This window comes from Aeribacillus sp. FSL K6-2848, from assembly GCF_038004325.1.
GTDB classification, from domain to species: domain Bacteria; phylum Bacillota; class Bacilli; order Bacillales; family Aeribacillaceae; genus Aeribacillus; species Aeribacillus composti.
Genome location: NZ_JBBOQQ010000001.1, coordinates 2,776,500 through 2,797,679, shown reverse-complemented (window position 1 = coordinate 2,797,679; position 21,180 = coordinate 2,776,500). Strand labels below are relative to the sequence as shown.

Sequence of the window (21,180 nt, the reverse complement as noted above, 5' to 3'; positions counted from 1 at the left end):
GAAAGAAAGAAAGTATTCATGCCTGATTTAAAAATAAACAAAAAATGAGCTTTGTTGAAAAAGAGTATTGGATGTATTTTTCTATTGGTCTATACTAAAAATTAGCCATTTATCGAGGGTGATGATCTGGTAATGTATCTAGTAAAGTTAGAAGCTTTTGAAGGTCCGTTAGATTTGCTTTTGCATTTAATTCATCGTTTAGAAATTGATATATATGATATCCCTGTCAGCGAAATAACAGAACAGTATATGGAATATATTCACACGATGCAGGAGCTTGAGCTGGATGTTGCCAGTGAATATTTAGTGATGGCAGCCACATTATTGTCGATTAAAAGCAAAATGCTCCTTCCAAGACAGGAGGAAGAGTGGTCAGACGAGGAAATCATCGAAGAAGAGCAGTCCGATCCGAGAGATGAGCTTGTTACCCGTTTAATTGAATACAAGAAATATAAAGAAGCGGCAGTAAAGCTGAAAGAACTGGAAAGTGAACGGGCGCTTGTCTATACGAAGCCTCCAAGCGACTTGAGCGAATATTTGGAGGAAAAAGAGCCGATTTTGCAAAAAGGAAACGTAACGGTTTATGATATGATCGCTGCCTTTCAAAAAATGCTAAAACGAAAAAAAATTGAAAAGCCAATCGAACGAACCGTAGCAAAAGAAGAAATCCCGATCGAAAAACGAATGAAGGAAATGATCATGGAGCTGAAGGCAACGAAAAAGAAAAAGGAGTTTCACGATTTCTTTCCAGCTGACAGGAAGGATTATATGGTCGTGACTTTTTTAGCTTTGCTTCAGCTGATGAAAAATGAATACGTTCATGTAGAACAAGAACATAATTTTTCAGAAATTTATATTTACGGGAGTGAAAAGCTGCATGAGTTTAGGGATTATTGAATGGAAATCCATTTTGGAAGGGCTCTTATTTGCGGCTGGGGACGAAGGCCTTTCCATCAAGCAATTAACTTCCGTTCTTGAAATTGACGAGGCAACGGTTTTAAGCATTATTGAAGATTTAAAAGAGGAATACCAAAAAAAAGAACGGGGGATCGACCTTGTAGAAGTCGCAGGGGTTTACCAGCTCACAACCAAAAAGGAGCATGCACCATATTTAAAGCGGCTGATGGAAACTCCTATGAACCAATCACTCTCTCAGGCTGCGCTTGAAACATTGGCCATTATCGCTTATAAACAGCCGATTACCCGGATTGAAATAGAAGAAATTAGAGGGGTAAAGTCAGAAAGGCCGATCCGGACCCTTTCAGCGAAAGGGCTTATTCAAGAAGTCGGCAGAGAAGAGGGAGCGGGAAGAGCTATTTTATACGGAACGACAAAAGAGTTTCTTGAATATTTCGGATTAAAAACGATCGAAGAATTGCCTTCATTGACAGAGATCGAGAATGAAGAGCATTTTATTCAAGAAGAGGCAGATTTATTCTTTGAAAAATTAAATAACTTGTAAGTCGTCTCAGGCGGCAGTCTGAGACTTATTTTTATTTCACATTCTTTCAAATTCCGTTCATACGGTTGTCTTCTTTGCATAAACTTGTACAAAACGAATCGAATAAAGGGACGTGAAAGCATTAATGAACAAATGGACATCACGTATTAATGTATTCATTCTTTTTATATTGATAGGCCATTTTTTTATCCCGACAGCTCATGCAACTCATACGATTGAAGTTAGTGCAGAAAGCGCCATATTAATGGATCAGGAGAGCGGCCGGATCCTTTTTGAAAAAAACCCACATAAAAAAATGCGCATTGCAAGCATTACGAAAATCATGACGGCGATTTTAGCAATTGAATCAGGAAAAATGGATCAAAATGTGACTGTCAGTGACCGCGCTGTCCGAACTGAAGGGTCTTCCATATATCTTAAGCAAAAGCAAAAGGTGAAGCTGGAAGATTTGGTTTATGGTCTTATGCTAAGGTCCGGAAATGACGCTGCGGTGGCGATTGCTGAATTTGTCGGAGGCAGTTTAGATGGTTTCGTATTTATGATGAACGAAAAGGCGAAGGAAATCGGCATGACAAATACTGAATTTGCCAACCCGCACGGTTTGGATGATCACGAAAACCACTATTCTACCGCATATGATATGGCTCTTTTAACGAAATACGCCATGGAGAATGAAACGTTCCGCAAAATATTTGGAACAAAAGTTTATAAAAAAGACGGATTTCAGTGGAAAAATAAAAACAAACTTTTAAATTTATATGAATATTGTACAGGCGGTAAAACCGGGTACACAAAGAGGGCAAATAGAACATTAGTCTCCACTGCGGAAAAAGATGATTTACATTTAATTGCTGTTACGCTAAATGCTCCCGATGATTGGAACGACCATATGTCCATGTTTAACAGCGCGTTCAGCGAATATGATCAAGTGACGATCAAAAAAGAAGGATACCTTGCCATTGACAACAAGTTTTACAAAGACCGCATCTTCATTAATCGCGACATTGTTTATCCGCTGATGGAGGAAGAAAAAAACAAAATAAACATCCGTTTATTCCTAGCAAAACCGAAGGCTTCGTGGAAGAACCATCCTGAAAAGGTTCCAGAAAAAGTAGGAACATTGAGAGTGTTGCTCGATGGCGAAACGATTGAAGAAGTGCCGATCTATTTTGAAAACGGTGATGTAGAGCCTCCGCATGGCTGGTTTGGAAAGATGATCGATCTATTTTTTGATATGCTGGGTGTTTCCGCATGATTCATATTATTTGGGTTGCCTTAACTTTGATCGGCGTCGTATTTGCAATGTTCAACGGAACAATGGAGGAAGTGAATAAAGCCGTCTTTTCAGGTGCAAAAGAGGGTGTCACCATTGCCTTTGGCTTCATCAGCGTGCTTGTATTTTGGTTAGGCTTAATGAATATTGCTGAGAAAAGCGGTCTGTTAGAAAAGCTAGGGAATCTGTTCAAACCGCTGATGAGGAGAATTTTTCCTGATGTTCCCCCTGAGCATCCTGCGATGGGCTACATGCTGTCAAACTTGCTCGCCAATATGTTTGGGCTAGGAAACGCAGCTACACCGTTGGGAATTAAGGCGATGGAGCAGTTGAAAAAATTGAACAAAAATAAAGACCAGGCGTCCAGAAGCATGATCACCTTTCTAGCATTAAATACAACTGGATTGACTCTTGTTCCAACAACTGTAATTTCTATACGAATGACATACGGTTCGCATAATCCGACTGATATTGTCGTGCCAACGCTTCTGTCGACTTTCTTTGCTACCATAGCCGCTATTATGATTGACCGCTATTTTTACTATTTACGAAAAAGAAAAGGAGAATAACGATGGTGTTCATTAGTGCTGTTTCGATATGGCTGATCCCATTGATCATCGGTTTTATTTTGTTGTACGGGACTTTTAAACGCATTCCAACTTATGAAGCGTTTGTTGAAGGTGGAAAAGAAGGAATCGAAATTTCTTTTTCCATTATTCCGTATCTTGTCGGCATGCTCGTGGCAGTGTCTGTTTTTCGCGCTTCAGGGGCTCTCGATTTTTTTATGGACCTGTTAAAACCGATGTTTCAAGCTATCCACGTCCCGGCGGAAATTGTTCCGCTGGCGTTAATTCGGCCCATCTCTGGAACAGCTTCGTTAGGAATTATGAGCGATTTAATTTCAATGCATGGAGCGGATTCGTTGATCGGCCGACTGGCAGCCACCATGCAAGGGAGCACAGACACGACTTTGTATATCATTACAGTATATTTCGGTGCTGTTGGGATCAAGCGAATGGGCGATGCGATAAAGGTTGGGCTGCTGGCGGATTTTGCAGCCATCCTTTCTTCCATAATAATTGTTACGCTCCTTTTCGGTTAAGCTTTAATGAGCTTAGCTTTTTTATTTGCAAAAAAATAAATGCGTTCATCTTGTGTAACCAGACCGAAAGAAGGTAATATTTTTAGAGAGGTGAGATCAATGGAACGTTTGCAAAAGGTGATAGCGCGTTCGGGAATTGCTTCAAGAAGAAAAGCGGAGCAATTAATTTTGGACGGAAAAGTTACTGTAAATGGACAAGTTGTAACAGAGCTCGGAACAAAAGTATCTGACGAGGACAAGGTGGAGGTAAACGGGATTCCGGTAGAAAGGGAAGAACCGATTTATATTTTGTTTTATAAGCCTAGGGGAGTTATTTCGAGCGTGAAAGATGAAAAAGGGAGAAAAGTCGTCACCGATTACTTTCGAGATTTTGAGCAGCGCATCTTTCCGGTCGGCAGACTTGATTATGATACTTCAGGCCTTCTAATCCTGACAAACGATGGCGATTTTGCTAATTTGTTAATGCATCCACGATATGAAATTGATAAAGTGTATGTAGCGAAAGTTAAAGGAATTCCAGAAAGGAAAGAATTAAAACAACTGGAGCAAGGGATCATGCTGGAAGATGGAATGACAAAACCAGCAAAAGTCAAAATGCTTTCTTTAGATAAAAGAAAAAAAACGTGTATAATCGAAATTACCATTCATGAAGGAAGAAACCGGCAAATTAGAAGAATGTTTGATAAAATCGGCTATCCTGTGCTGAAGCTGAAAAGAGAACGGTACGCATTTTTAGATTTAAAAGGGCTCAATCCGGGTGCGTTCCGCGAAATTACTCCCCACGAGGTGAAGAGATTGCGGGCGCTGGCCCAGCACGGCAAGCATGCGAGAGTTTAGCCTAAAATCGGTTAAGCTTTCGCATTTATACCGACAAAACGTTGCAAACAATGTACTGCTTTAGGGGCTTACACGTTTTTATGTCACATAAACGTCAAAATTATTTTTCTGAATGAACGGAAATTCAATGATATAATAACAAGCGAATGAAAAACAAAGGGAGTACACACGATGAAAAAAAGGCGACTCATTACTCGCTCGATTATTCTTGTTATTTTATTAGGTGCTCTTGGATATACACTCTATTCAAATTTTTTTATGAGCAAAGAAAAAGTGAAAGTCGGATCAGCTGCGCCTGATTTTGTTCTTACTGATTTAGAAGGAAAAAAGCATCAATTTTCCGATTATAGAGGAAAAGGGGTATTTCTCAATTTCTGGGGAACGTGGTGCAAACCTTGTGAACGTGAAATGCCTTACATTGAAAGACAATATCAGCACTATAAAAATTTAGGCGTGGAAGTTTTAGCTGTCAACGTTGGCGAATCAAAATTAGTAGTGGAAAAATTTGCGGAAAAATACGGACTCAATTTCCCGATTGTCATTGACAAAAATCAGCAGGTGCTTCATGCATATGATGTAGATCCGCTGCCTACTACGTTTCTCATCGATAAGAACGGGAAGGTTGTCAAAATCATTACTGCACCAATGACGGAACGGGAAGTTCGAGATTACATGGAAATGATAAAACCATAGTTAGGGAGTTTTCAACATGAATCATGTGAAATGTGAATGCGGTCATGTAAATCCGTTCGGTACTGTGCTGTGTGAAAATTGCGGACGGGCCTTGGCAGCAGAGGGCGAAGGCAATTCGGAAAAACTTCATGATATGCGTTATGACGGAAGTGCCAGACGTTCTCAAACATATAATAAAACGATCGTCGATAAAGTATGGAATTTTTTCTCTTCTGTTAAAGTTGGAGTCTGGCTGATTGTGATAACGCTGATCGCATCAGCAATCGGAACGATTTTTCCGCAAGAATTGTACATACCTTCCAACGTAACGCCAGAGCAATTTTATAAAGATGAATATGGAATTTTAGGCCAGCTTTATTATCAATTAGGCTTCCACCGCCTATACGGTTCTTGGTGGTATATGACCTTGATCGCATCGATTGGAATATCGCTTGTGATTTGCTCGCTTGACCGGGTTATTCCACTTTATCGTGCCTTGAAAAATCAAGGTGTGTCTCGGCACGAGTCTTTTTTGAAAAGACAGCGCCTTTTTAGCGAATCATATGTGGACAATATTGAAAAAAATGTAGAACAAGTTAAAAAAAATTTAACAGCGCGCCGTTATCGCATTCGAGAAGAAAATGGAAACATTTTGGCAGAGAAAAATCGATTTTCCAGATGGGGTCCGTATGTCAATCATATCGGATTGATTATTTTTTTAATTGGAGCCATGCTCCGCTTTTTCCCGGGGATGTATGTGGATGAGGTTCTCTGGTTAAGAGAAGGGGAAACGAAAGAAATACCCGGGACAAATGGCGAGTATTATTTGAAACATCATCAATTCATTTTGGAAACTTATCAAAAGGAAAAAGAAAAAGATGTGTTTCAGGAAGCGATTGACCGTGTCGGCGATGGAAGCGTAGCTAAAAACTTCCAATCAAATGTGACGCTTTATAAAAAGCAGGGAGACAGCCTGCCGGGTGAAGAACCAAAATTAAAAGAGGTAAAAGACTTCAGCATTCGCGTCAACGAACCGTTGAAATTTGATTCTTATGCTGTCTATCAAGTGAATTACAAGCTGAATGAATTAAATAAAATGACGTTTGATCTTATCGATAAAAAATCGGGGAAAAGCTTCGGGAAAGTTGTCATTGACCTCTTAAACCCAGAAAAGAAATATGATTTAGGAAACGGCTATGCTGTTGAAATTGCCAGCTATCTTCCAGATTTTTATTTTGATGACGAAGGCAATCCAGCCACGCGGTCGAGAGTGCCAAACAACCCGGCATTTGTTTTTAAAATGATTGCACCTGACAGACCGAAGGGAGAAACGAGTTTCGTTGCCATCCAGCAAACGATTGAACCTAACGAGAATAACAAATACAAAATGAAATTTTCAGGAATTGAAACGAAAAACTTAACGGGTCTAGTTGTAAGAAAAGATTTAACTTTATGGGTGCTCGGTGTCGGCGGAGCCATTTTTATGATAGGCTTAATTCAAGGATTGTACTGGCAGCATCGCCGCATATGGCTGAAAGCGGATAACGACAAAATCATGCTGGCGGGGCATACAAACAAAAACTGGTTTGGATTAAAAAATGAATTGGACATCATTTTGCGCGATACTGAAATTCAAAAGCCTGTTGACCAAAAACAATTAAAAGAATAGAACCTCATGAAGGAGGGGAAGTTTGTGGCTGAACTTAGCAGCACTTTATTATACATTGCGTTTATTTTGTATTTAATAGGAACATTCTTTTTTGGCGGTGCCATCCGTGACAAAAGAGGAAAGGATGAAAAACCGAATAGATGGGCGCGATTAGGCATTGCGGCGGCGATCCTCGGTTTTTTGTCTCAACTGGGATACTTCGTTACGAGATGGATCGCTGCTGGACATGCCCCGGTTTCGAACTTATTTGAATTCACGACATTCTTTGGTATGATGCTAGTAGGAGCATTTATCATTATTTATTTTATTTATAAGCTGTCTGCACTTGGCTTATTTACATTGCCAGTTGCACTTTTATTGATTGCATATGCCAGCATGTTTCCGACAGAAATCAGCCCTTTAATACCAGCTCTTCAAAGCGATTGGCTGAAAATCCATGTAACAACAGCTGCTGCCGGACAAGCTATTTTGGCGATCAGCTTTGTAGCCGGAGTCCTGTATTTAACAAAGGTTGTGGACCAATCAAAAGCAACAAAAAAGACGTTTTGGCTTGAATTTGTCATGTTTGTATTAGTCACAACACTTGCATTTGTCATTGTCACAACCGTGTTCCGAGCAATGGATTATGAATCAGTGTTTAAATGGATCGATAAAAATGGACAAGAGGCGGAAATGGAATTTCATTTGCCTGCTCTCGTAGCGCCGCACGAAGGAGAATTGCTGACAAAAGATCGGCTTGCAGGATTTGTGGAATTGCCGGCGATTTTATCGGCCAGAAAGGTGAACACTGTTTTATGGTCCACATTTGTAGGACTGATTTTATACGGAGTGATCCGCCTAATATTGAGAAAGCGTATTTCTGCAGCGTTGCAGCCTTTAGTGAAAAATTTAAATTTGGATGTGGTGGATGAAATTGGCTACCGTTCAGTAGCGATTGGATTCCCAGTATTTACACTAGGTGCTTTAATATTTGCCATGATTTGGGCGCAGATCGCTTGGACCCGATTTTGGGGCTGGGATCCGAAAGAGGTTTGGGCATTGATCACTTGGCTGTTTTACGCGGCATATCTTCACTTACGGCTTTCGAGAGGATGGCATGGAGAAAAATCAGCATGGCTTGCGGTTATTGGATTTGCGATCATCATGTTTAATTTAATTTTTGTAAACCTTGTGATAGCTGGTTTACATTCATATGCATAAACGGATTGGCTGACTCATGATACATGCTGGAATTTGGATCATTATCATTTGAGTCAGCTCTTTTTTAACCTGATCAAGGGAGGAATAAAATATGTCAGAGAACCAGGATGTAACGATTTTAGTGGTAGATGATGAAGAAAGAATTCGCAGGCTTTTGAAAATGTACTTAGAAAGGGAAAATTATCAAATAGATGAGGCGGAAAATGGTGATGAAGCGCTTGAAAAGGCTCTTTGTGCCGATTATGATTTGATTATTCTGGATATTATGATGCCCGGAATTGACGGAATCGAAGTGTGCAAGCAGCTGAGAGAAAAGAAAGCCACTCCTGTCATTATGCTGACAGCAAAAGGAGAGGAGGTAAACCGTGTTCAAGGGTTTGAGGTCGGTGCGGACGATTATATTGTAAAACCGTTCAGCCCGAGAGAGGTTGTTTTGCGTGTGAAAGCGATTTTAAGAAGGGCGTCACAAACAAGCTATTTAAAAACCGATTCATCGGCGAAAAATGTGATCGTTTTCCCGCACTTAACAATCGATCATGATGCTCATCGCGTGACGGCCGACGGCAAGGAAGTCAACTTAACCCCGAAAGAGTACGAGCTGCTTTATTTTTTGGCAAAAACTCCTGATAAAGTATACGACCGGGAAAAGCTGCTGAAGGAAGTATGGCATTACGAATTTTTTGGAGATTTACGAACAGTTGACACTCATGTGAAAAGACTTAGGGAAAAATTAAACAAAGTTTCGCCTGAAGCCGCCAAAATGATCGTGACTGTTTGGGGTGTCGGCTATAAATTCGAGGTCGTTGAAGAATGAAATTTTGGAGAAGCGTTGTTGGCAAGCTTTGGATGACCATTTTATTTCTTGTGATAGTGGTTCTGTCGATTTTAACCATTTTGCTGCTCGAGTTTATGGAAAATTATCATATAAAAGATGCCGAGCAAAAATTGACCCAGCTTGCCAATAAAGCAGCCATTATTATGGAAAATCATCAAAATACACCATTAGCCGGCTCCATCGCAACTGAACTTTCTGATAAACTAACAAGTGTGTATATCGTTGATGGTGGAAAAACATATTGGCAAAAGCAAAATGACGGGGCGGGTGTCGCTCAATATTCATTAAATGAAATCATCAGTGAGAAAGAACTGTCAAAAGTATTGGAAGATCAAGAAAAAATCAGCCTTGTAAAAAGCTTTCCGCAAACGAATGATCACAATAAATTCAACAATGAAATGATGATCGTCGGAGTGCCTTATCAATCTGGAGCGATATTTGTCGTACAATCTTTGTCTGCCATTAATGAAACAACAAAACAAACAACTAAATATATTTTTATGGCAGCATTTATAGCTATTATATTAACTACCGTTTTTGCCTTTTTTTTATCAACCCGCATTACCTATCCGCTCCGAAAAATGAGAGAAGTCGCAATTGAAGTGGCGAATGGAAAATTTGATACGAAAGTTCCGAAGCTGACAAGCGATGAAATTGGTGAATTAGCTGTTGCCTTTAACCAAATGGGCCGGCAGGTGAAATTCCATATTAACGCTTTGCGGCAAGAAAAAGAACAGCTTTCAAACATTTTAAGCAGCATGGCCGACGGTGTCATTACGTTAAATATCGATGGAACGATTTTAGTCACAAATCCTCCTGCTGAACGTTTTTTGCAGGCATGGTATTATGAAAACGGAATGGATCCGAAAAAGGAACATGAGCTTCCGCCGGCTATTGAAGAGCTATTTAAACGAGTGACGACGACTCACCGCGAGCAGGTTACTGAGATTACTTTGCAAGGCAGAACATGGGGAGTGATCATGAGCTCTCTTTATAATCAAAATCGTGTTCGAGGAGCGGTCGTTGTTTTGCGCGATATAACGGAGGAAAGACGTCTCGACAAATTAAGAATTGATTTTATTGCCAATGTGTCCCACGAGCTGCGGACGCCTATTGCCATGCTGCAAGGATACAGCGAAGCTCTTCGCGATGACATTGCAGGAAGCGAAAAGGAGCGGAAGGAGATTGTTCAGGTTATTTATGACGAATCATTGCGAATGGGCCGATTGGTGAATGATTTATTGGATTTGGCCAGAATGGAGGCAGGACATATTTCCTTAAATATACAAGATGTCAAATTGAAGCCTTTTATTGAAAAAATTATTCGCAAATTTCAAGGCATTGCAAAAGAAAAACAGATTCACCTCGAATATTTGCTGAATGTTCAAACGGATTCCTTTTCGTTTGATCCGGACCGCATTGAGCAAGTACTGACCAATTTAATTGACAATGCTATCCGCCATACGAGTGCACAAGGATTTGTAAAAGTAATTATTTCAGAAAGCAATGGTTTAAAAATAGATGTTCAGGACTCAGGAAGCGGAATCAGTGAAGAAGATCTGCCGTTTGTGTTTGAACGCTTTTATAAAGCTGACAAAGCGAGAACGCGTGGAAGAGCAGGTACGGGTCTGGGGCTTGCCATTGCGAAAAATATTGTTGATGCCCATAAAGGGGTAATACAAGTTCACAGCAAATTAAATGTTGGAACGACATTTACCGTATTATTGCCGCAAACATCGTAAAAATTTGCCGATCTTTATTGTTTCACACGTAACAGAAGGGAGGTTTGGCAATGAATTTATATACGCGTACAGGGGATCAAGGACAGACGAACGTTATTGGTGCGCGCGTCGATAAAGATGATCCAAGGGTGGAAGCTTACGGAACGATTGATGAATTGAACGCTTACATAGGCTATGCAAGGACGTTTTTAACAGATAAAGCGTTTCAAGATATTTACGAAGAGCTTGAAAAAATTCAGCATCATTTGTTTGATTGCGGATCTGACATAGCGGTTGTGTACGAAAAGCAAAAACATCCGTTTAAAACGACGGAGGATATGATCCGTTTTTTAGAGGAACGAATCGATCATTATGTGGAAGAAGCTCCTGCATTAGAAAAATTTATTTTGCCCGGAGGAACGGAGGCGGCCAGCGTTTTACATATTGCGAGAACAGTTGCCAGAAGAGCAGAGCGTTTAATCGTTTCTTTAATGAAAGAGGTTAAAATTCATCATCCGGTCCTCATTTACATGAACCGTCTGTCTGATTATTTATTCGCTGCTGCTCGGGTTGTAAATTACCGCCTAAACGTGAAGGATGTCGAATACGAACGAAGCGGGAAGGTGTTCCGGACAAATAATAGCAAAAAAAATTGACACCGAGGGTCTCTTTTATAAGACCCTTTCTTTTTTGTTTGTAACATGTCATGCGTCTCTTTCGACAAATATTTTAAACGGAGGGTATGTGCATGGATGAATCGTTTCAAAGATTATACGAAAAGTATCATCAAGATATTTTTCAGTTTTTATATTATTTGGTGAAGGATCGGGAACAAGCGGAAGATTTGGTGCATGAAGTGTATATAAAAGTTTTAAAATCATACTCGAGCTTTGAAGGACGAAGCAGTGAAAAAACATGGTTATTTTCCATTGCTCGGCATGTGGCGATTGATTTTTTTCGAAAGCAAAAAACTCTCCGTCAGCGAATAATGGAAAAATTTGATTTAGATCAAGCACAAATTGCGGATCAAGAGCCCCTCCCGGAAGAAATAGCTTTACAACGAGAAGAAATACAGATGTTATACAAAGCAATGAATGACTGTAATGTGAATCAAAGAACCGTTTTAATTTTACGGTTTATAAAAGAATTATCTGTTGCAGAAACAGCCGAGGTGTTGGGGTGGACGGAAAGCAAAGTCAAAACAACCCAGCATCGGGCTTTAAAAGTGTTAAAAAATTATATAGATAAAGCTATGAAAGAACAAGGTGTCACGAAAGATCAGGGAGCTATGACAGAACAGGAGGTAGTTTCAAGTGAAAAACTCTCTGTGGAGCGATGAACAAATCAAAAAATGGATAAGCGAGTTTCCAAAAGTAGAAGATTCCCGCAGTTCATTCGAGATTTGGAACAATATTACCGAGAAAAAAAGAAAAAGAACAATATTGAAATTCATTGTTCCATCAGCTTCGATTGTTGCTTTGACAGCAGCCGTCACTTTTGTAGTTTTTCCGCTAAGCAACAGCAAAAATGAACAAACCCAATATTCATACAACAAAAAGGCCGAAAACGCAGGAAACAGTCATTTAACCGAAAGTCAAACGATGGAGGCTTCGCCGAAGTATCGTTCCATAGTTCCAAATTCTTCAACTGAACAAATTATCACAGTAGGGCTTTTAGATGAAAGCAAACAGCATGTCGTTCCTCTAAGCTTTAAAGGAAATCAATTCGAGCCTGCCGTCAAGCAAATAAATGACGTCTTAAACAAGATCGATGTGAAACGTTTCAATCTTTCAGCTTTTGCCTTTCAAGATGCAGACATTTATGAAAGCAAAAGCCGAAGTGACGAGGTGATCATAAATTTTGAAAAATTGAATATAAAAGACCGTTTCCATAATGAACAAAATTTTAAAGAAGTATTAAAAGAAACATTTCGGTGGCAAAATTATAAAAAGGTGCGCTTATTTACAAATGAAAAGCAGCATGTTCCTTCTGAGCATTTTGTTTCCGAATTTCAAATAAAGAAGCTGCTGAAAAAAGCCTATTTCTTGTTTTTTCCTAAAAATAGCAGCAATCCTTTGCTCGTTCCATCAAAAAATGAATATGAAACAATTGAAGAGGCAATGAATGCCATGCAAAAAGGTAAGGAAGACGGGCTTGAACCTTCCATTAATAATTCCGTTAAAATTAAGCAATTGAAAAAGGATGATGAGCTGCTTACGGTCACTTTTGAAAATGCTTCAAAAATGAAAAACACAGAGCATACTGAAGTTATGCTGGAAGCGATTTTAATGACAGCGAAAGAATTCGGCTTTAAGAAAGTGAAGTTCGAAGGCTTTGATGCGAAAAAAATCGGAAATATTGATATTTCAAAACCGGTGGAAGTGCCTTTTTCGCCTAATTTTATTGACCTGAAAGTTGATGCATAGCAAAAGGAACGGAAATAGGTCTAAACATAAAGACACCATCATAAATATTGAGAATGTACGAAAGGAGGAAAGGAGGATGAACGGATGCTGGATTTAATGCGGAGGCTGGGTATTGCCCTAATTATGGGGCTTTTCATCGGTCTTTTGTTTTTGGGAGGATTAAAAACAGAGGAGCCAGGAGAGATAAGCCCTCCCAGCACCTTTAAATATTATAAATGAATAGTTTTGGCAGAAACGATGTCATCGAACTGGACTAACGCTTCAATAAGCTGATCATCAATCAGTTTATCACAAGTTAAAACCATGATTGCTTCGCCGCCGATGTTTTTACGTCCAACCTGCATTGTTGCGATGTTTACGCCATGGTCGCCCAGTACTTTTCCGACGCGTCCAATAACACCTGGTTTATCGATGTGTTCTACATATAATACTTCCCCTGCCGGGTAAAAATCGATATCGAAACCGTTTAAATCAACAATTCGTTCACCGTAGTTTGGAATATACGTTGCTTTTACGGAAAAAGTCCGATGATCTCCATCTACTTGAACAGCGATGCAATTTGCATATCCAGAACCGTTTGAAGCAATTTTTTCGCTGAAGCTGATGCCGCGTTCTTTGGCGATGAGGCCAGCATTCACTTCGTTAACAGTTGAATCAACCCGTTCTCCTAAAAATCCAGCAAGAAATGCTTTCGTAATAAAAGATGTTTCGAGTTCAGCAACCGTTCCTTCGTAAACGATTCCGATATGTTGAACAGGTTCTTTCATGTATTGAGAAGCAAGCTGACCCAATTTTTTGGCCAATTTATAAAACGGCTGTATTTTGTCAAATATATCTTTTGTTAATGTTGGTAGATTAATAGAATTTGTAACAGGTTTTCCATTTAAAAATTTTAATACTTCTTCAGCAACTTGAGAGGCAACGTTTAATTGGGCCTCTTTCGTTGATGCTCCAAGATGCGGTGTAGCAATGACCTGTTCAAAATCAAGCAGCTTCCGATTTACTGGAGGCTCGACTTCAAATACATCAAGAGCAACGCCTTTCACATGTCCAATTTCTAAATAATGAATTAATGCTTCTTCATCGATGATGCCGCCCCGGGCGCAGTTTAATAAATAAACTCCTTTTTTCGTTTTTCCGATATTTTCCTTTCCTAATAAACCTCTTGTTTCTTTTGTCAATGGTGTATGAACAGTAATGATATCAGCTTGCGCTAAAACTTCATCGAGCTTGCAGCTGTTTACTCCCAATTTTTGCGCCCGGTCTTTTGTTAAAAATGGATCAAACACTAAGACGTTCATTCCAAAAGCTTTTGCTCTTTTGGCAATTTCGCTGCCGATTCGTCCTAAACCGATGATTCCTAAGCTTTTGCCGTATAGCTCAGTACCGAGAAAGGCGGAGCGGTTCCATTCACCTGATTTAACGGAAACATTTGCTTGTGGAATATGACGAACAAGCGATGCCATCATGGCAAATGTATGCTCGGCAGTTGAAATCGTATTTCCGTCAGGTGCATTAATCACGACAACTCCGTATTTTGTCGCTGCTTCAACATCGATATTATCGACTCCGACGCCTGCTCTTGCAACAATTTTTAAATTTGTCATTTTTTGAAGCAGTTCTTCTGTTACTTTCGTTGCACTGCGGACGAGCAGAGCATCATATTTTTCCAGGTCGTCAACTTCACTTACTTTTTTCTGAACGACATTGATGTTTTCATCGTTCAATAATGGTGCTAATCCATCGCTTGATATTGAGTCAGAAACAAGAACATGAAACATTTTCTAAGATCCCCCTAGTGAACGAATTAAAAATGAAAACAAAATTTCTGATTATTTTATCTTAACTGGTCTATGTTGTCAAGGTTCAAAACTTTACAGTTTGAAAACGTTTACTGTGTGTAAAAAGGGAAAAAGAGAGTTGCTTCTGAAGAAACAGCTCTCTTTTTTGTTTAATTGTTAGATTCATTGTATCGTGCGATACATTCGTCAATTAGTTTTGCCGCTGCTTCAGGTTCTTCCCAGCTGCCGATCTCTGTTCGTTTTCCTTCCAAATCTTTGTAACGTTCAAAGAAATGGGCAATTTCTTTTAATTTGTGCTCCGGCAGATCTTCAATCGATTGAACATGATCAAAACGAGGATCATCTACAGGAACGCCGATTAATTTTGCATCTTCTTCACCGTTGTCGATCATGTTTAAATAGCCAATGACACGCGATTCTATGACGCATCCAGGGAAAGTCGGATTGGTGACGATTACGAGAATGTCAAGAGGATCTCCGTCAAGTGCTAAAGTATTTTCTAAATAACCGTACTCTGCAGGGTAAAACATAGGCGAATAAAGAACTCGGTCTAGTTTAAAAACGCCTTTTTCCTTGTCATATTCATATTTGTTTTGGCTTCCTGTCGGAATTTCAATAAAAGCTTCGACAACTTTATTGTTTGCCATCGACAAAATCCTCCTTTATTATGTATGCCTTTTTATTATAGAGGATGTAAAAAATATTGGCAATTGTAGAAAAAAGACAATGAAATAAAATAAGTTTCTTTTTTTTTTATTATTGTATATAATGAAGATAAAAAAATATGGATTCATCTTCGGGGCAGGGTGAAATTCCCGACCGGCGGTGATAAAAGCTTTTAAGCTTTTTTAGCCCGTGACCCGTAAAGGTGTTTTTCCTTTACGGTGGATCTGGTGAGAATCCAGAGCCGACAGTATAGTCTGGATGGGAGAAGATGAGGGTTCAGGCGTTTCAAAAAATATGATCATTGAAACGTTTATTTTGACCTGCTTACAATTCTCCCTCTGCGTCAATGTAGAGGGTTTTTTTATTGAAGCAGGAGATGGACCCTTCCTTCTTTTCAAGATGGATCACAGAAAGAAAAGGAGAGAAGGACTGTGTTAAAAACAAAGGCATTTAAACTTGTTTTTGTAGGAATGTTGAGCGGGATTTCCTACTTGCTTATGGCTCTTAACTTTCCGCTTCCGGGACTTCCGGCATTTTTAAAAATTGATTTCAGCGAAATTCCTGCTATGCTGGCGACGATTTTATTAGGGCCGATTGCAGGATTGGCTGTAGAAGCGATTAAAAATACGCTTCATTACATCATTCAAGGAAGCGCGACAGGAGTTCCGATTGATCAGTTGGCAAATTTCTTGGCTGGATTGTTTTTCCTTTTGCCGTTTGCATTCGTGTTTCAAAAAATTCGTTCGATGAAAGGGGTTCTTTTCGGTTTAGCTGCCGGGACCATTTCGATGTCAGTAGCCATGAGCTTATTGAACTATTATTTCATTTTGCCGGCATATACACTGTTTTTAAATATGCCGCAAATGTCGATTGCAGAAGTGAAGCAAGTCATTATTGCCGGGATTTTGCCTTTTAACCTCATTAAAGGAACAATTATTGCCATTGTCTTTTTAATGATTTACGGCAGAATCAAAGAATGGCTTCAACATAAATTTAACGTGCAAAATGCATAAATTTATATGCGAGCAAAAAAGCGGAGATCAGCCGTTATGATGTTTTCGCATCATCACGGTGCTCCGAATTATGATACACAAAACCCCCACAGAAATTCGTTTTTCCGTGGGGGTTGTTCTTTTAAAGCTGATGAAACAGCTATTCAAATTTTAAAGGATCGCCGTCAAAGGGTTCATCGGCAATTTTAATGGAATCTGTTGGGCAACCTTCAAAAGCATCCATTAAATCATCTTCTAAAACTTCTGGAACTTCAACCGTCCCTTGGTTATCATCTAGAATAACGTATGCGATTCCTTCGTCGTCATAATCATAAATATCTGGCGCTGCTGCCCCACATGCACCACATGCAATGCATGTTTCTTTGTCAACGATTGTATATTTTGGCATTGTCTAACCTCCTGTATAAATGAAATGAGTAGAAGTCATAAAAGAGAAAGAAACATTTATCTTCCACTTCAGAATGTTTTATATAATAATCAGAATACCACATAATTATTGTAAGATGGAATATTAAACATTTCAATAAAAAAAGATGAAATGTCATAGTATTTCGATAAACTTACTTAAATCAAATCATTCATTATATATTTTTCGACAATTATTGGATAAATTTTGATAAAATAAGGATTGAACAGAAGGTTTCAATTTTTAAGGTGATCAAATGCCTCTCTCTTATTTGGAAGGAATCATCCTTTATTGTTTTCAACAGCTCAAATGCGAGCGATCGAAAGCAGCTGTTTTTCATTTATTAAAAGGAAAAAAATCTTCTCAAACGATTCAAGATAGCATTATTTTTCATTTATCGAACTTATTTGGCATTTGCCGTGAGCTCGAGCTTGAAGAATATAATCACTTGTTAAACAGATTGGTTCAGCTGTCATATGTCAAACAAGTAAAAGGCGAGTTTTATATGGTCACAATGAACGGCGAACGGGTGCTGCAAGAATTTTTGTCAGAAAAACCGTTTCCTGATAAGCTGGATGGGGCCACCTACAATGATATAGGAAAAATTTTTTGGCAGCGTTTATCTTTATTTGTTCAAACGGTTTCCCATCTAGTTTATAACCATTCGAAATTTTTACCTATAACAAATAATGGTCAGCTGTTGCATTTTGTCAAAACATACATATTGCAGATGAAAGAGACAAAGAAAAATATCGGAAATCGAACGTTTTTGGAAATGAACCGTTTGCTTGAATGTTTAGATGAAAAGGGAGCTATCTTAGTTGTCAATCGTTTGTCCGGCTTTAAAAAAAATGGAATCACCTTTGAACAGCTTGCAGCAGCTGCGAATGAAGATCCTTTTTATTTGAAGCTTATGTTTCAAGCTGCCGTCATTCAAATGGTGAACGAATTGCAAAAACGTTCTGATCAATATCCGATATTATTCGGTCTTTTAAGAGATTTGATAAAAAAACACCCGCTAACCGCATCGGCGGAAAAAACGTACCGCTTGTTGGCGGAGGGGTTGGGCATTGATGAAATTGCAGCAGTCCGAAAGCTTAAAAGAAATACGATTGAGGACCATATTGTTGAGATTGCTTTAAACATGCACGATTTTGCCTTCGAACCTTATGTAAGCAAAGAAGATGTGGTCAAAATCGGGCAAGCGATTGAAAAGCTGCAAACAAACAAGCTGAAAAAAGTTAAAGAATATCTTCAAGATCAATACAGCTATTTTCAAATTCGGCTGGCAATGGCTGCAATAAGGAGATGGCAATGACGAAAGATCTTTTTACTTTGCTGAAGGAAAAATTCGGTTATTCAAGCTTTAAAACAGGCCAAAAGGAAATAATTGAAGATGTTATTAGCGGACATGACGTAGTTGCCATGCTTCAGACAGGCGGTGGAAAATCATTGTGCTATCAGCTTTCTGGCTATTGTTTACAAGGTGCTGTATTAATAGTGTCTCCGCTATTGTCGCTCATGCAAGACCAGGAACAGCAGATGAAAATGTTTGGAGAAAAAAGAGTCATTGCATTAAACAGCTTTTTAACCCGATATGAAAAAGAAAAAGCTTTCCGGCAATTGCACCGTTACAAATTTATATTTTTATCGCCTGAAATGTTTAAATCAAAAAGGCTATTGGATGCATTGGCGCAAATCCAAATATCTTTATTTGTCGTCGATGAAGCGCATTGCATTTCACAGTGGGGACATGATTTTCGGCCTGACTATTTAAAGCTCGGAAAGGTAAGGGAGATGATCGGTTCTCCCCCTTGTTTGGCGATGACCGCCACAGCCACTAAAGAAGTGCTGAACGATATCGCGAAATGCTTGCATTTAACCGATGCAACATTTCATATTCATTCTATTGACAGGCAAAACGTTGCCATTAATGTTGAAGCCGTAAGCAGCCAAGAGGAAAAATTGGAGCGATTAGCCGAATGGCTGAAAATGTTAGAAGGGCCGGGTATCATTTATTGCTCCACAAGAAAGTGGGCGGAAGAGCTTGCCAGATGGATTGAACAAAAGGGAATGACAAATGCGGCTTATTATCATGGCGGAATGGAATATGAAGATAGAATGTTGATTCAACAGCAATTTTTAAATGACGAACTTTCGGTTATAACGGCGACAAATGCTTTTGGAATGGGAATAAACAAAAAAGACGTTCGATTTGTCATCCATTTCCATTATCCTGCTGACATGGAATCATACGTACAAGAAATAGGCCGGGCAGGAAGAGATGGAAACCAAAGCATTGCAATTGCACTTGTACCAAAGGGTGACGAGGAGTTTCCCCGGTCGATAATACGTTCTGAATTTCCTGAAAAAAAAGAGATTGAGTTGATTGTAAAAACGATTCGGTTAAAGGGAAGCTTTGATTTAACAGAAGAAGAGTGGAGCAGCTTCGGCTTGTCTGATGTACAGAGGAGATTTTTACAATATAATTTCCAAATGTTGGATGAAAACATGTATCATTGGACGACTGATCAGATCGTAAATTATGTATGGAGCAAGATTGAAGATCGAATGAAAATGAAATTTAAAAAATTAGCCGACATGGAAGCATTTTTACGAGCAAAAGCATGCAGGCGGAACATGATTTTAAGCTATTTTCAGGAAAAACCTTCAACAAAGGTTTCGATTTGCTGCGACAATTGCGGAATAAACGATCGTTTTTTTATCCGAAAAAAAATTCATTCATCCCAGCCAATGATAAAGTGGGATTGGAAGCAAGAATTAAAAAGGCTGTTTCGTCAAAGTGGGTGAAGGCGTGATTAAAAGACAAGAAGAATTGATAAAGAACATGACCGATCGAGAGCTTTTATTTCATCTCATGGTCACTCAGTCGCTATTTCTTCTTATATCGATTATTTTAGGGTTCATTTTTTTTGACCGTGCGGAGGATTTTTTTCAATTATGGGAATTGAGTTGGGAAACGATAGCTGTTGGCTTGCTTGCAACAGTTATCGTTCTGCTCATTGATTTGGTAATTATGAAATGGGCGCCAAAAAGCTGGTACGATGATGGAGGAATCAATGAAAAACTGTTTCAAAACAGAAGCTTGCCGGAAATTTTTTGGATGACCCTTATCGTTGCTTTTGCGGAAGAAATATTGTTTCGCGGGGTTCTGCAAACCCATTTCGGACTGTTTATCGCCAGTTTGATCTTTGCCTTCATGCATTTTCGTTATCTTTCAAAATGGCTGTTATTTGCAACGGTTTTGTTCGTCAGTTTTTTTCTCGGAGTGATATTTGAACTGACTGAGAATATTTTAACAACAATTTTCGCTCATTTTCTTATCGACTTTGTATCGGCAGTGCAAATTCGCTTTCAATATTTGAAAAATAGTAAAGGCGATGGGAGGGACGATGAAGAAGATGACAAGTCCGTATGAACATGACCAAGCTGAGCGTTTAAGGGAAAAAATGATTGATGAAATAAAAGAGAGAACGGGGACATATCCGTCTCGGAGTGAAGTGCATAAAAAAAGGCGGAAGAAAAAAAAGAAAATGAACTATCCGCTTTTGCGTATTCTCGTCTTTCTTTTTATATTAGTGCCAGTCGTTGTTTTATTTTTAACTTCTTATTTAGAACGAAATCAATCAAACCGCAGCGGGGAAAATCTTTCAGATTTTGACTCTGTAATTATTAAAAATAATAGCGGGAAGTCTGTTCAAGAAGAGAGAGTGGAAGAAAATAATTCCTCTAACTCAGACAAAGAAGAAGGAAATCAGAATGAACAGGAAGCTTCTCCAACGACTGAAGAACAATCCTCTTCCAACAGCACAAGAGACGAAACCCGAAAAGAAATTTCTGGAAATGAAAGCGATGGAAACATGGAAGAGAACAGACGCATCATTACTCATGTTGTCCAGCCGAACGAAACGCTGTATAAAATCTCGATGAAGTATTATAAAAGCCGAAATGGCGAAGAGCTTATTCGAGAATGGAATCATCTTCAAGATTCCAACATTTATGTCGGACAAGTTTTAAAAATCCCTTTAGATAATCCCCAATAACTAAAAAATTTTCATATTTGAAAAAGATCATG

At 39.0% G+C, this 21,180-nt stretch carries 23 protein-coding genes and 1 riboswitch; of the genes, 20 read left to right on the top strand and 3 right to left on the bottom strand.

Going from position 1 to position 21,180, the window contains the following annotated elements:
* Positions 1-126: 126 nt before the first annotated feature.
* From NSS70_RS13475 to NSS70_RS13405, 15 genes are all read left to right on the top strand, one after another.
* Positions 127-897, top strand: coding sequence for a segregation/condensation protein A (locus NSS70_RS13475; RefSeq protein WP_340808033.1), 771 nt, complete (start codon positions 127-129; stop codon positions 895-897).
* Complete coding sequence (gene scpB, locus NSS70_RS13470; protein WP_327848146.1) at positions 878-1,462, top strand: SMC-Scp complex subunit ScpB; 585 nt, start codon at positions 878-880, stop codon at positions 1,460-1,462. The genes NSS70_RS13475 and scpB overlap by 20 nt, the downstream gene beginning before the upstream one ends.
* Positions 1,463-1,586: 124 nt before the next feature.
* Positions 1,587-2,717 carry a D-alanyl-D-alanine carboxypeptidase family protein gene (locus NSS70_RS13465; RefSeq protein ID WP_066247679.1) on the top strand — a complete coding sequence of 377 codons (1,131 nt, stop codon included), beginning with the start codon at positions 1,587-1,589 and terminating at the stop codon, positions 2,715-2,717.
* Complete coding sequence (locus tag NSS70_RS13460) at positions 2,714-3,304, top strand: nucleoside recognition domain-containing protein (protein ID WP_063388631.1); 591 nt, start codon at positions 2,714-2,716, stop codon at positions 3,302-3,304. Before NSS70_RS13465 ends, NSS70_RS13460 begins: the two co-directional genes overlap by 4 nt.
* A gap of 2 nt (positions 3,305-3,306) precedes the next feature.
* Positions 3,307-3,837, top strand: coding sequence for a spore maturation protein (locus NSS70_RS13455; RefSeq protein WP_063388630.1), 531 nt, complete (start codon positions 3,307-3,309; stop codon positions 3,835-3,837).
* Between the two features lie 99 nt (positions 3,838-3,936).
* Positions 3,937-4,674 carry a pseudouridine synthase gene (locus NSS70_RS13450; protein WP_063388629.1) on the top strand — a complete coding sequence of 246 codons (738 nt, stop codon included), beginning with the start codon at positions 3,937-3,939 and terminating at the stop codon, positions 4,672-4,674.
* Between the two features lie 171 nt (positions 4,675-4,845).
* Entirely contained in the window at positions 4,846-5,367 is a 522-nt protein-coding gene (gene resA, locus NSS70_RS13445; protein ID WP_063388628.1) for a thiol-disulfide oxidoreductase ResA, read from the top strand.
* A 16-nt stretch (positions 5,368-5,383) separates the two neighbouring features.
* Entirely contained in the window at positions 5,384-7,015 is a 1,632-nt protein-coding gene (gene resB, locus NSS70_RS13440) for a cytochrome c biogenesis protein ResB (RefSeq protein WP_130157473.1), read from the top strand.
* Positions 7,016-7,039: 24 nt separating this feature from the next.
* Positions 7,040-8,215 carry a c-type cytochrome biogenesis protein CcsB gene (gene ccsB, locus NSS70_RS13435; RefSeq protein WP_066247681.1) on the top strand — a complete coding sequence of 392 codons (1,176 nt, stop codon included), beginning with the start codon at positions 7,040-7,042 and terminating at the stop codon, positions 8,213-8,215.
* Positions 8,216-8,306: 91 nt separating this feature from the next.
* Positions 8,307-9,029: a response regulator transcription factor gene (locus NSS70_RS13430; protein WP_066247683.1), complete on the top strand. Its 723-nt coding sequence runs from the start codon at positions 8,307-8,309 to the stop codon at positions 9,027-9,029.
* The gene (locus tag NSS70_RS13425) at positions 9,026-10,792 is read left to right on the top strand and encodes an ATP-binding protein (protein WP_094246154.1); all 1,767 of its coding nucleotides are present in this window, start codon (positions 9,026-9,028) and stop codon (positions 10,790-10,792) included. The genes NSS70_RS13430 and NSS70_RS13425 overlap by 4 nt, the downstream gene beginning before the upstream one ends.
* A gap of 50 nt (positions 10,793-10,842) precedes the next feature.
* Positions 10,843-11,427, top strand: a complete 585-nt coding sequence (locus NSS70_RS13420; RefSeq protein WP_094246153.1) for a cob(I)yrinic acid a,c-diamide adenosyltransferase — start codon at positions 10,843-10,845, stop codon at positions 11,425-11,427.
* Between the two features lie 92 nt (positions 11,428-11,519).
* Positions 11,520-12,110 (top strand): RNA polymerase sigma factor SigX, encoded by a 591-nt coding sequence (gene sigX / locus NSS70_RS13415; RefSeq protein WP_094246152.1) that lies wholly within the window; start codon positions 11,520-11,522, stop codon positions 12,108-12,110.
* Positions 12,085-13,197, top strand: a complete 1,113-nt coding sequence (locus NSS70_RS13410; protein WP_339196752.1) for a GerMN domain-containing protein — start codon at positions 12,085-12,087, stop codon at positions 13,195-13,197. The genes sigX and NSS70_RS13410 overlap by 26 nt, the downstream gene beginning before the upstream one ends.
* An 84-nt stretch (positions 13,198-13,281) precedes the next feature.
* On the top strand, positions 13,282-13,416 hold the full coding sequence (locus tag NSS70_RS13405) for a hypothetical protein (RefSeq protein ID WP_261308724.1): 135 nt from the start codon (positions 13,282-13,284) through the stop codon (positions 13,414-13,416).
* Here the strand turns inward: NSS70_RS13405 and serA are convergent.
* Both serA and NSS70_RS13395 read right to left on the bottom strand, forming a co-directional pair.
* Complete coding sequence (serA, locus tag NSS70_RS13400) at positions 13,407-14,978, bottom strand: phosphoglycerate dehydrogenase (RefSeq protein ID WP_066247685.1); 1,572 nt, start codon at positions 14,976-14,978, stop codon at positions 13,407-13,409. The two genes, NSS70_RS13405 and serA, sit on opposite strands and share 10 nt — an antisense overlap.
* Before the next feature lie 170 nt (positions 14,979-15,148).
* A complete protein-coding gene (locus tag NSS70_RS13395) occupies positions 15,149-15,646 on the bottom strand; it encodes an inorganic diphosphatase (protein WP_340881778.1) in 498 nt (165 codons plus the stop codon).
* 141 nt (positions 15,647-15,787) lie between these two features.
* Positions 15,788-15,939: riboswitch (FMN riboswitch) on the top strand.
* Positions 15,940-16,096: 157 nt separating this feature from the next.
* On the opposite strand from NSS70_RS13395, the gene NSS70_RS13390 reads away from it, so the two are divergent.
* Positions 16,097-16,678, top strand: coding sequence for an ECF transporter S component (locus NSS70_RS13390; RefSeq protein WP_094246150.1), 582 nt, complete (start codon positions 16,097-16,099; stop codon positions 16,676-16,678).
* 139 nt (positions 16,679-16,817) lie between these two features.
* Here NSS70_RS13390 and NSS70_RS13385 read toward each other — a convergent pair whose 3' ends face one another.
* On the bottom strand, positions 16,818-17,066 hold the full coding sequence (locus NSS70_RS13385) for a ferredoxin (protein WP_063388618.1): 249 nt from the start codon (positions 17,064-17,066) through the stop codon (positions 16,818-16,820).
* A 274-nt stretch (positions 17,067-17,340) separates the two neighbouring features.
* Between NSS70_RS13385 and NSS70_RS13380 the strand changes: the two genes are divergently transcribed.
* The 4 genes from NSS70_RS13380 to NSS70_RS13365 are packed head-to-tail and all read left to right on the top strand — an operon-like array spanning position 17,341 to position 21,148.
* Positions 17,341-18,402: a helix-turn-helix domain-containing protein gene (locus NSS70_RS13380; protein ID WP_339196747.1), complete on the top strand. Its 1,062-nt coding sequence runs from the start codon at positions 17,341-17,343 to the stop codon at positions 18,400-18,402.
* Positions 18,399-19,895, top strand: coding sequence for a RecQ family ATP-dependent DNA helicase (locus tag NSS70_RS13375; protein WP_339196744.1), 1,497 nt, complete (start codon positions 18,399-18,401; stop codon positions 19,893-19,895). The genes NSS70_RS13380 and NSS70_RS13375 overlap by 4 nt, the downstream gene beginning before the upstream one ends.
* Positions 19,896-19,899: 4 nt before the next feature.
* Positions 19,900-20,523 (top strand): CPBP family intramembrane glutamic endopeptidase, encoded by a 624-nt coding sequence (locus tag NSS70_RS13370; RefSeq protein WP_063388615.1) that lies wholly within the window; start codon positions 19,900-19,902, stop codon positions 20,521-20,523.
* Positions 20,498-21,148: a LysM peptidoglycan-binding domain-containing protein gene (locus NSS70_RS13365; RefSeq protein ID WP_157728008.1), complete on the top strand. Its 651-nt coding sequence runs from the start codon at positions 20,498-20,500 to the stop codon at positions 21,146-21,148. The genes NSS70_RS13370 and NSS70_RS13365 overlap by 26 nt, the downstream gene beginning before the upstream one ends.
* Positions 21,149-21,180 lie beyond the last annotated feature (32 nt).

Bases quoted from the DNA above. Each gene is read 5' to 3' on its own strand.
- scpB (WP_327848146.1), top strand. From the start codon at position 878: ATGAGTTTAGGGATTATTGAATGGAAATCCATTTTGGAAGGGCTCTTA.
- NSS70_RS13465 (WP_066247679.1), top strand. From the start codon at position 1,587: ATGAACAAATGGACATCACGTATTAATGTATTCATTCTTTTTATATTG.
- NSS70_RS13460 (WP_063388631.1), top strand. From the start codon at position 2,714: ATGATTCATATTATTTGGGTTGCCTTAACTTTGATCGGCGTCGTATTT.
- NSS70_RS13455 (WP_063388630.1), top strand. From the start codon at position 3,307: ATGGTGTTCATTAGTGCTGTTTCGATATGGCTGATCCCATTGATCATC.
- NSS70_RS13450 (WP_063388629.1), top strand. From the start codon at position 3,937: ATGGAACGTTTGCAAAAGGTGATAGCGCGTTCGGGAATTGCTTCAAGA.
- resA (WP_063388628.1), top strand. From the start codon at position 4,846: ATGAAAAAAAGGCGACTCATTACTCGCTCGATTATTCTTGTTATTTTA.
- resB (WP_130157473.1), top strand. From the start codon at position 5,384: ATGAATCATGTGAAATGTGAATGCGGTCATGTAAATCCGTTCGGTACT.
- NSS70_RS13430 (WP_066247683.1), top strand. From the start codon at position 8,307: ATGTCAGAGAACCAGGATGTAACGATTTTAGTGGTAGATGATGAAGAA.
- NSS70_RS13425 (WP_094246154.1), top strand. From the start codon at position 9,026: ATGAAATTTTGGAGAAGCGTTGTTGGCAAGCTTTGGATGACCATTTTA.
- NSS70_RS13420 (WP_094246153.1), top strand. From the start codon at position 10,843: ATGAATTTATATACGCGTACAGGGGATCAAGGACAGACGAACGTTATT.
- sigX (WP_094246152.1), top strand. From the start codon at position 11,520: ATGGATGAATCGTTTCAAAGATTATACGAAAAGTATCATCAAGATATT.
- NSS70_RS13405 (WP_261308724.1), top strand. From the start codon at position 13,282: ATGCTGGATTTAATGCGGAGGCTGGGTATTGCCCTAATTATGGGGCTT.
- serA (WP_066247685.1), bottom strand. From the start codon at position 14,978: ATGTTTCATGTTCTTGTTTCTGACTCAATATCAAGCGATGGATTAGCA.
- NSS70_RS13395 (WP_340881778.1), bottom strand. From the start codon at position 15,646: ATGGCAAACAATAAAGTTGTCGAAGCTTTTATTGAAATTCCGACAGGA.
- NSS70_RS13385 (WP_063388618.1), bottom strand. From the start codon at position 17,066: ATGCCAAAATATACAATCGTTGACAAAGAAACATGCATTGCATGTGGT.
- NSS70_RS13380 (WP_339196747.1), top strand. From the start codon at position 17,341: ATGCCTCTCTCTTATTTGGAAGGAATCATCCTTTATTGTTTTCAACAG.
- NSS70_RS13375 (WP_339196744.1), top strand. From the start codon at position 18,399: ATGACGAAAGATCTTTTTACTTTGCTGAAGGAAAAATTCGGTTATTCA.
- NSS70_RS13365 (WP_157728008.1), top strand. From the start codon at position 20,498: ATGAAGAAGATGACAAGTCCGTATGAACATGACCAAGCTGAGCGTTTA.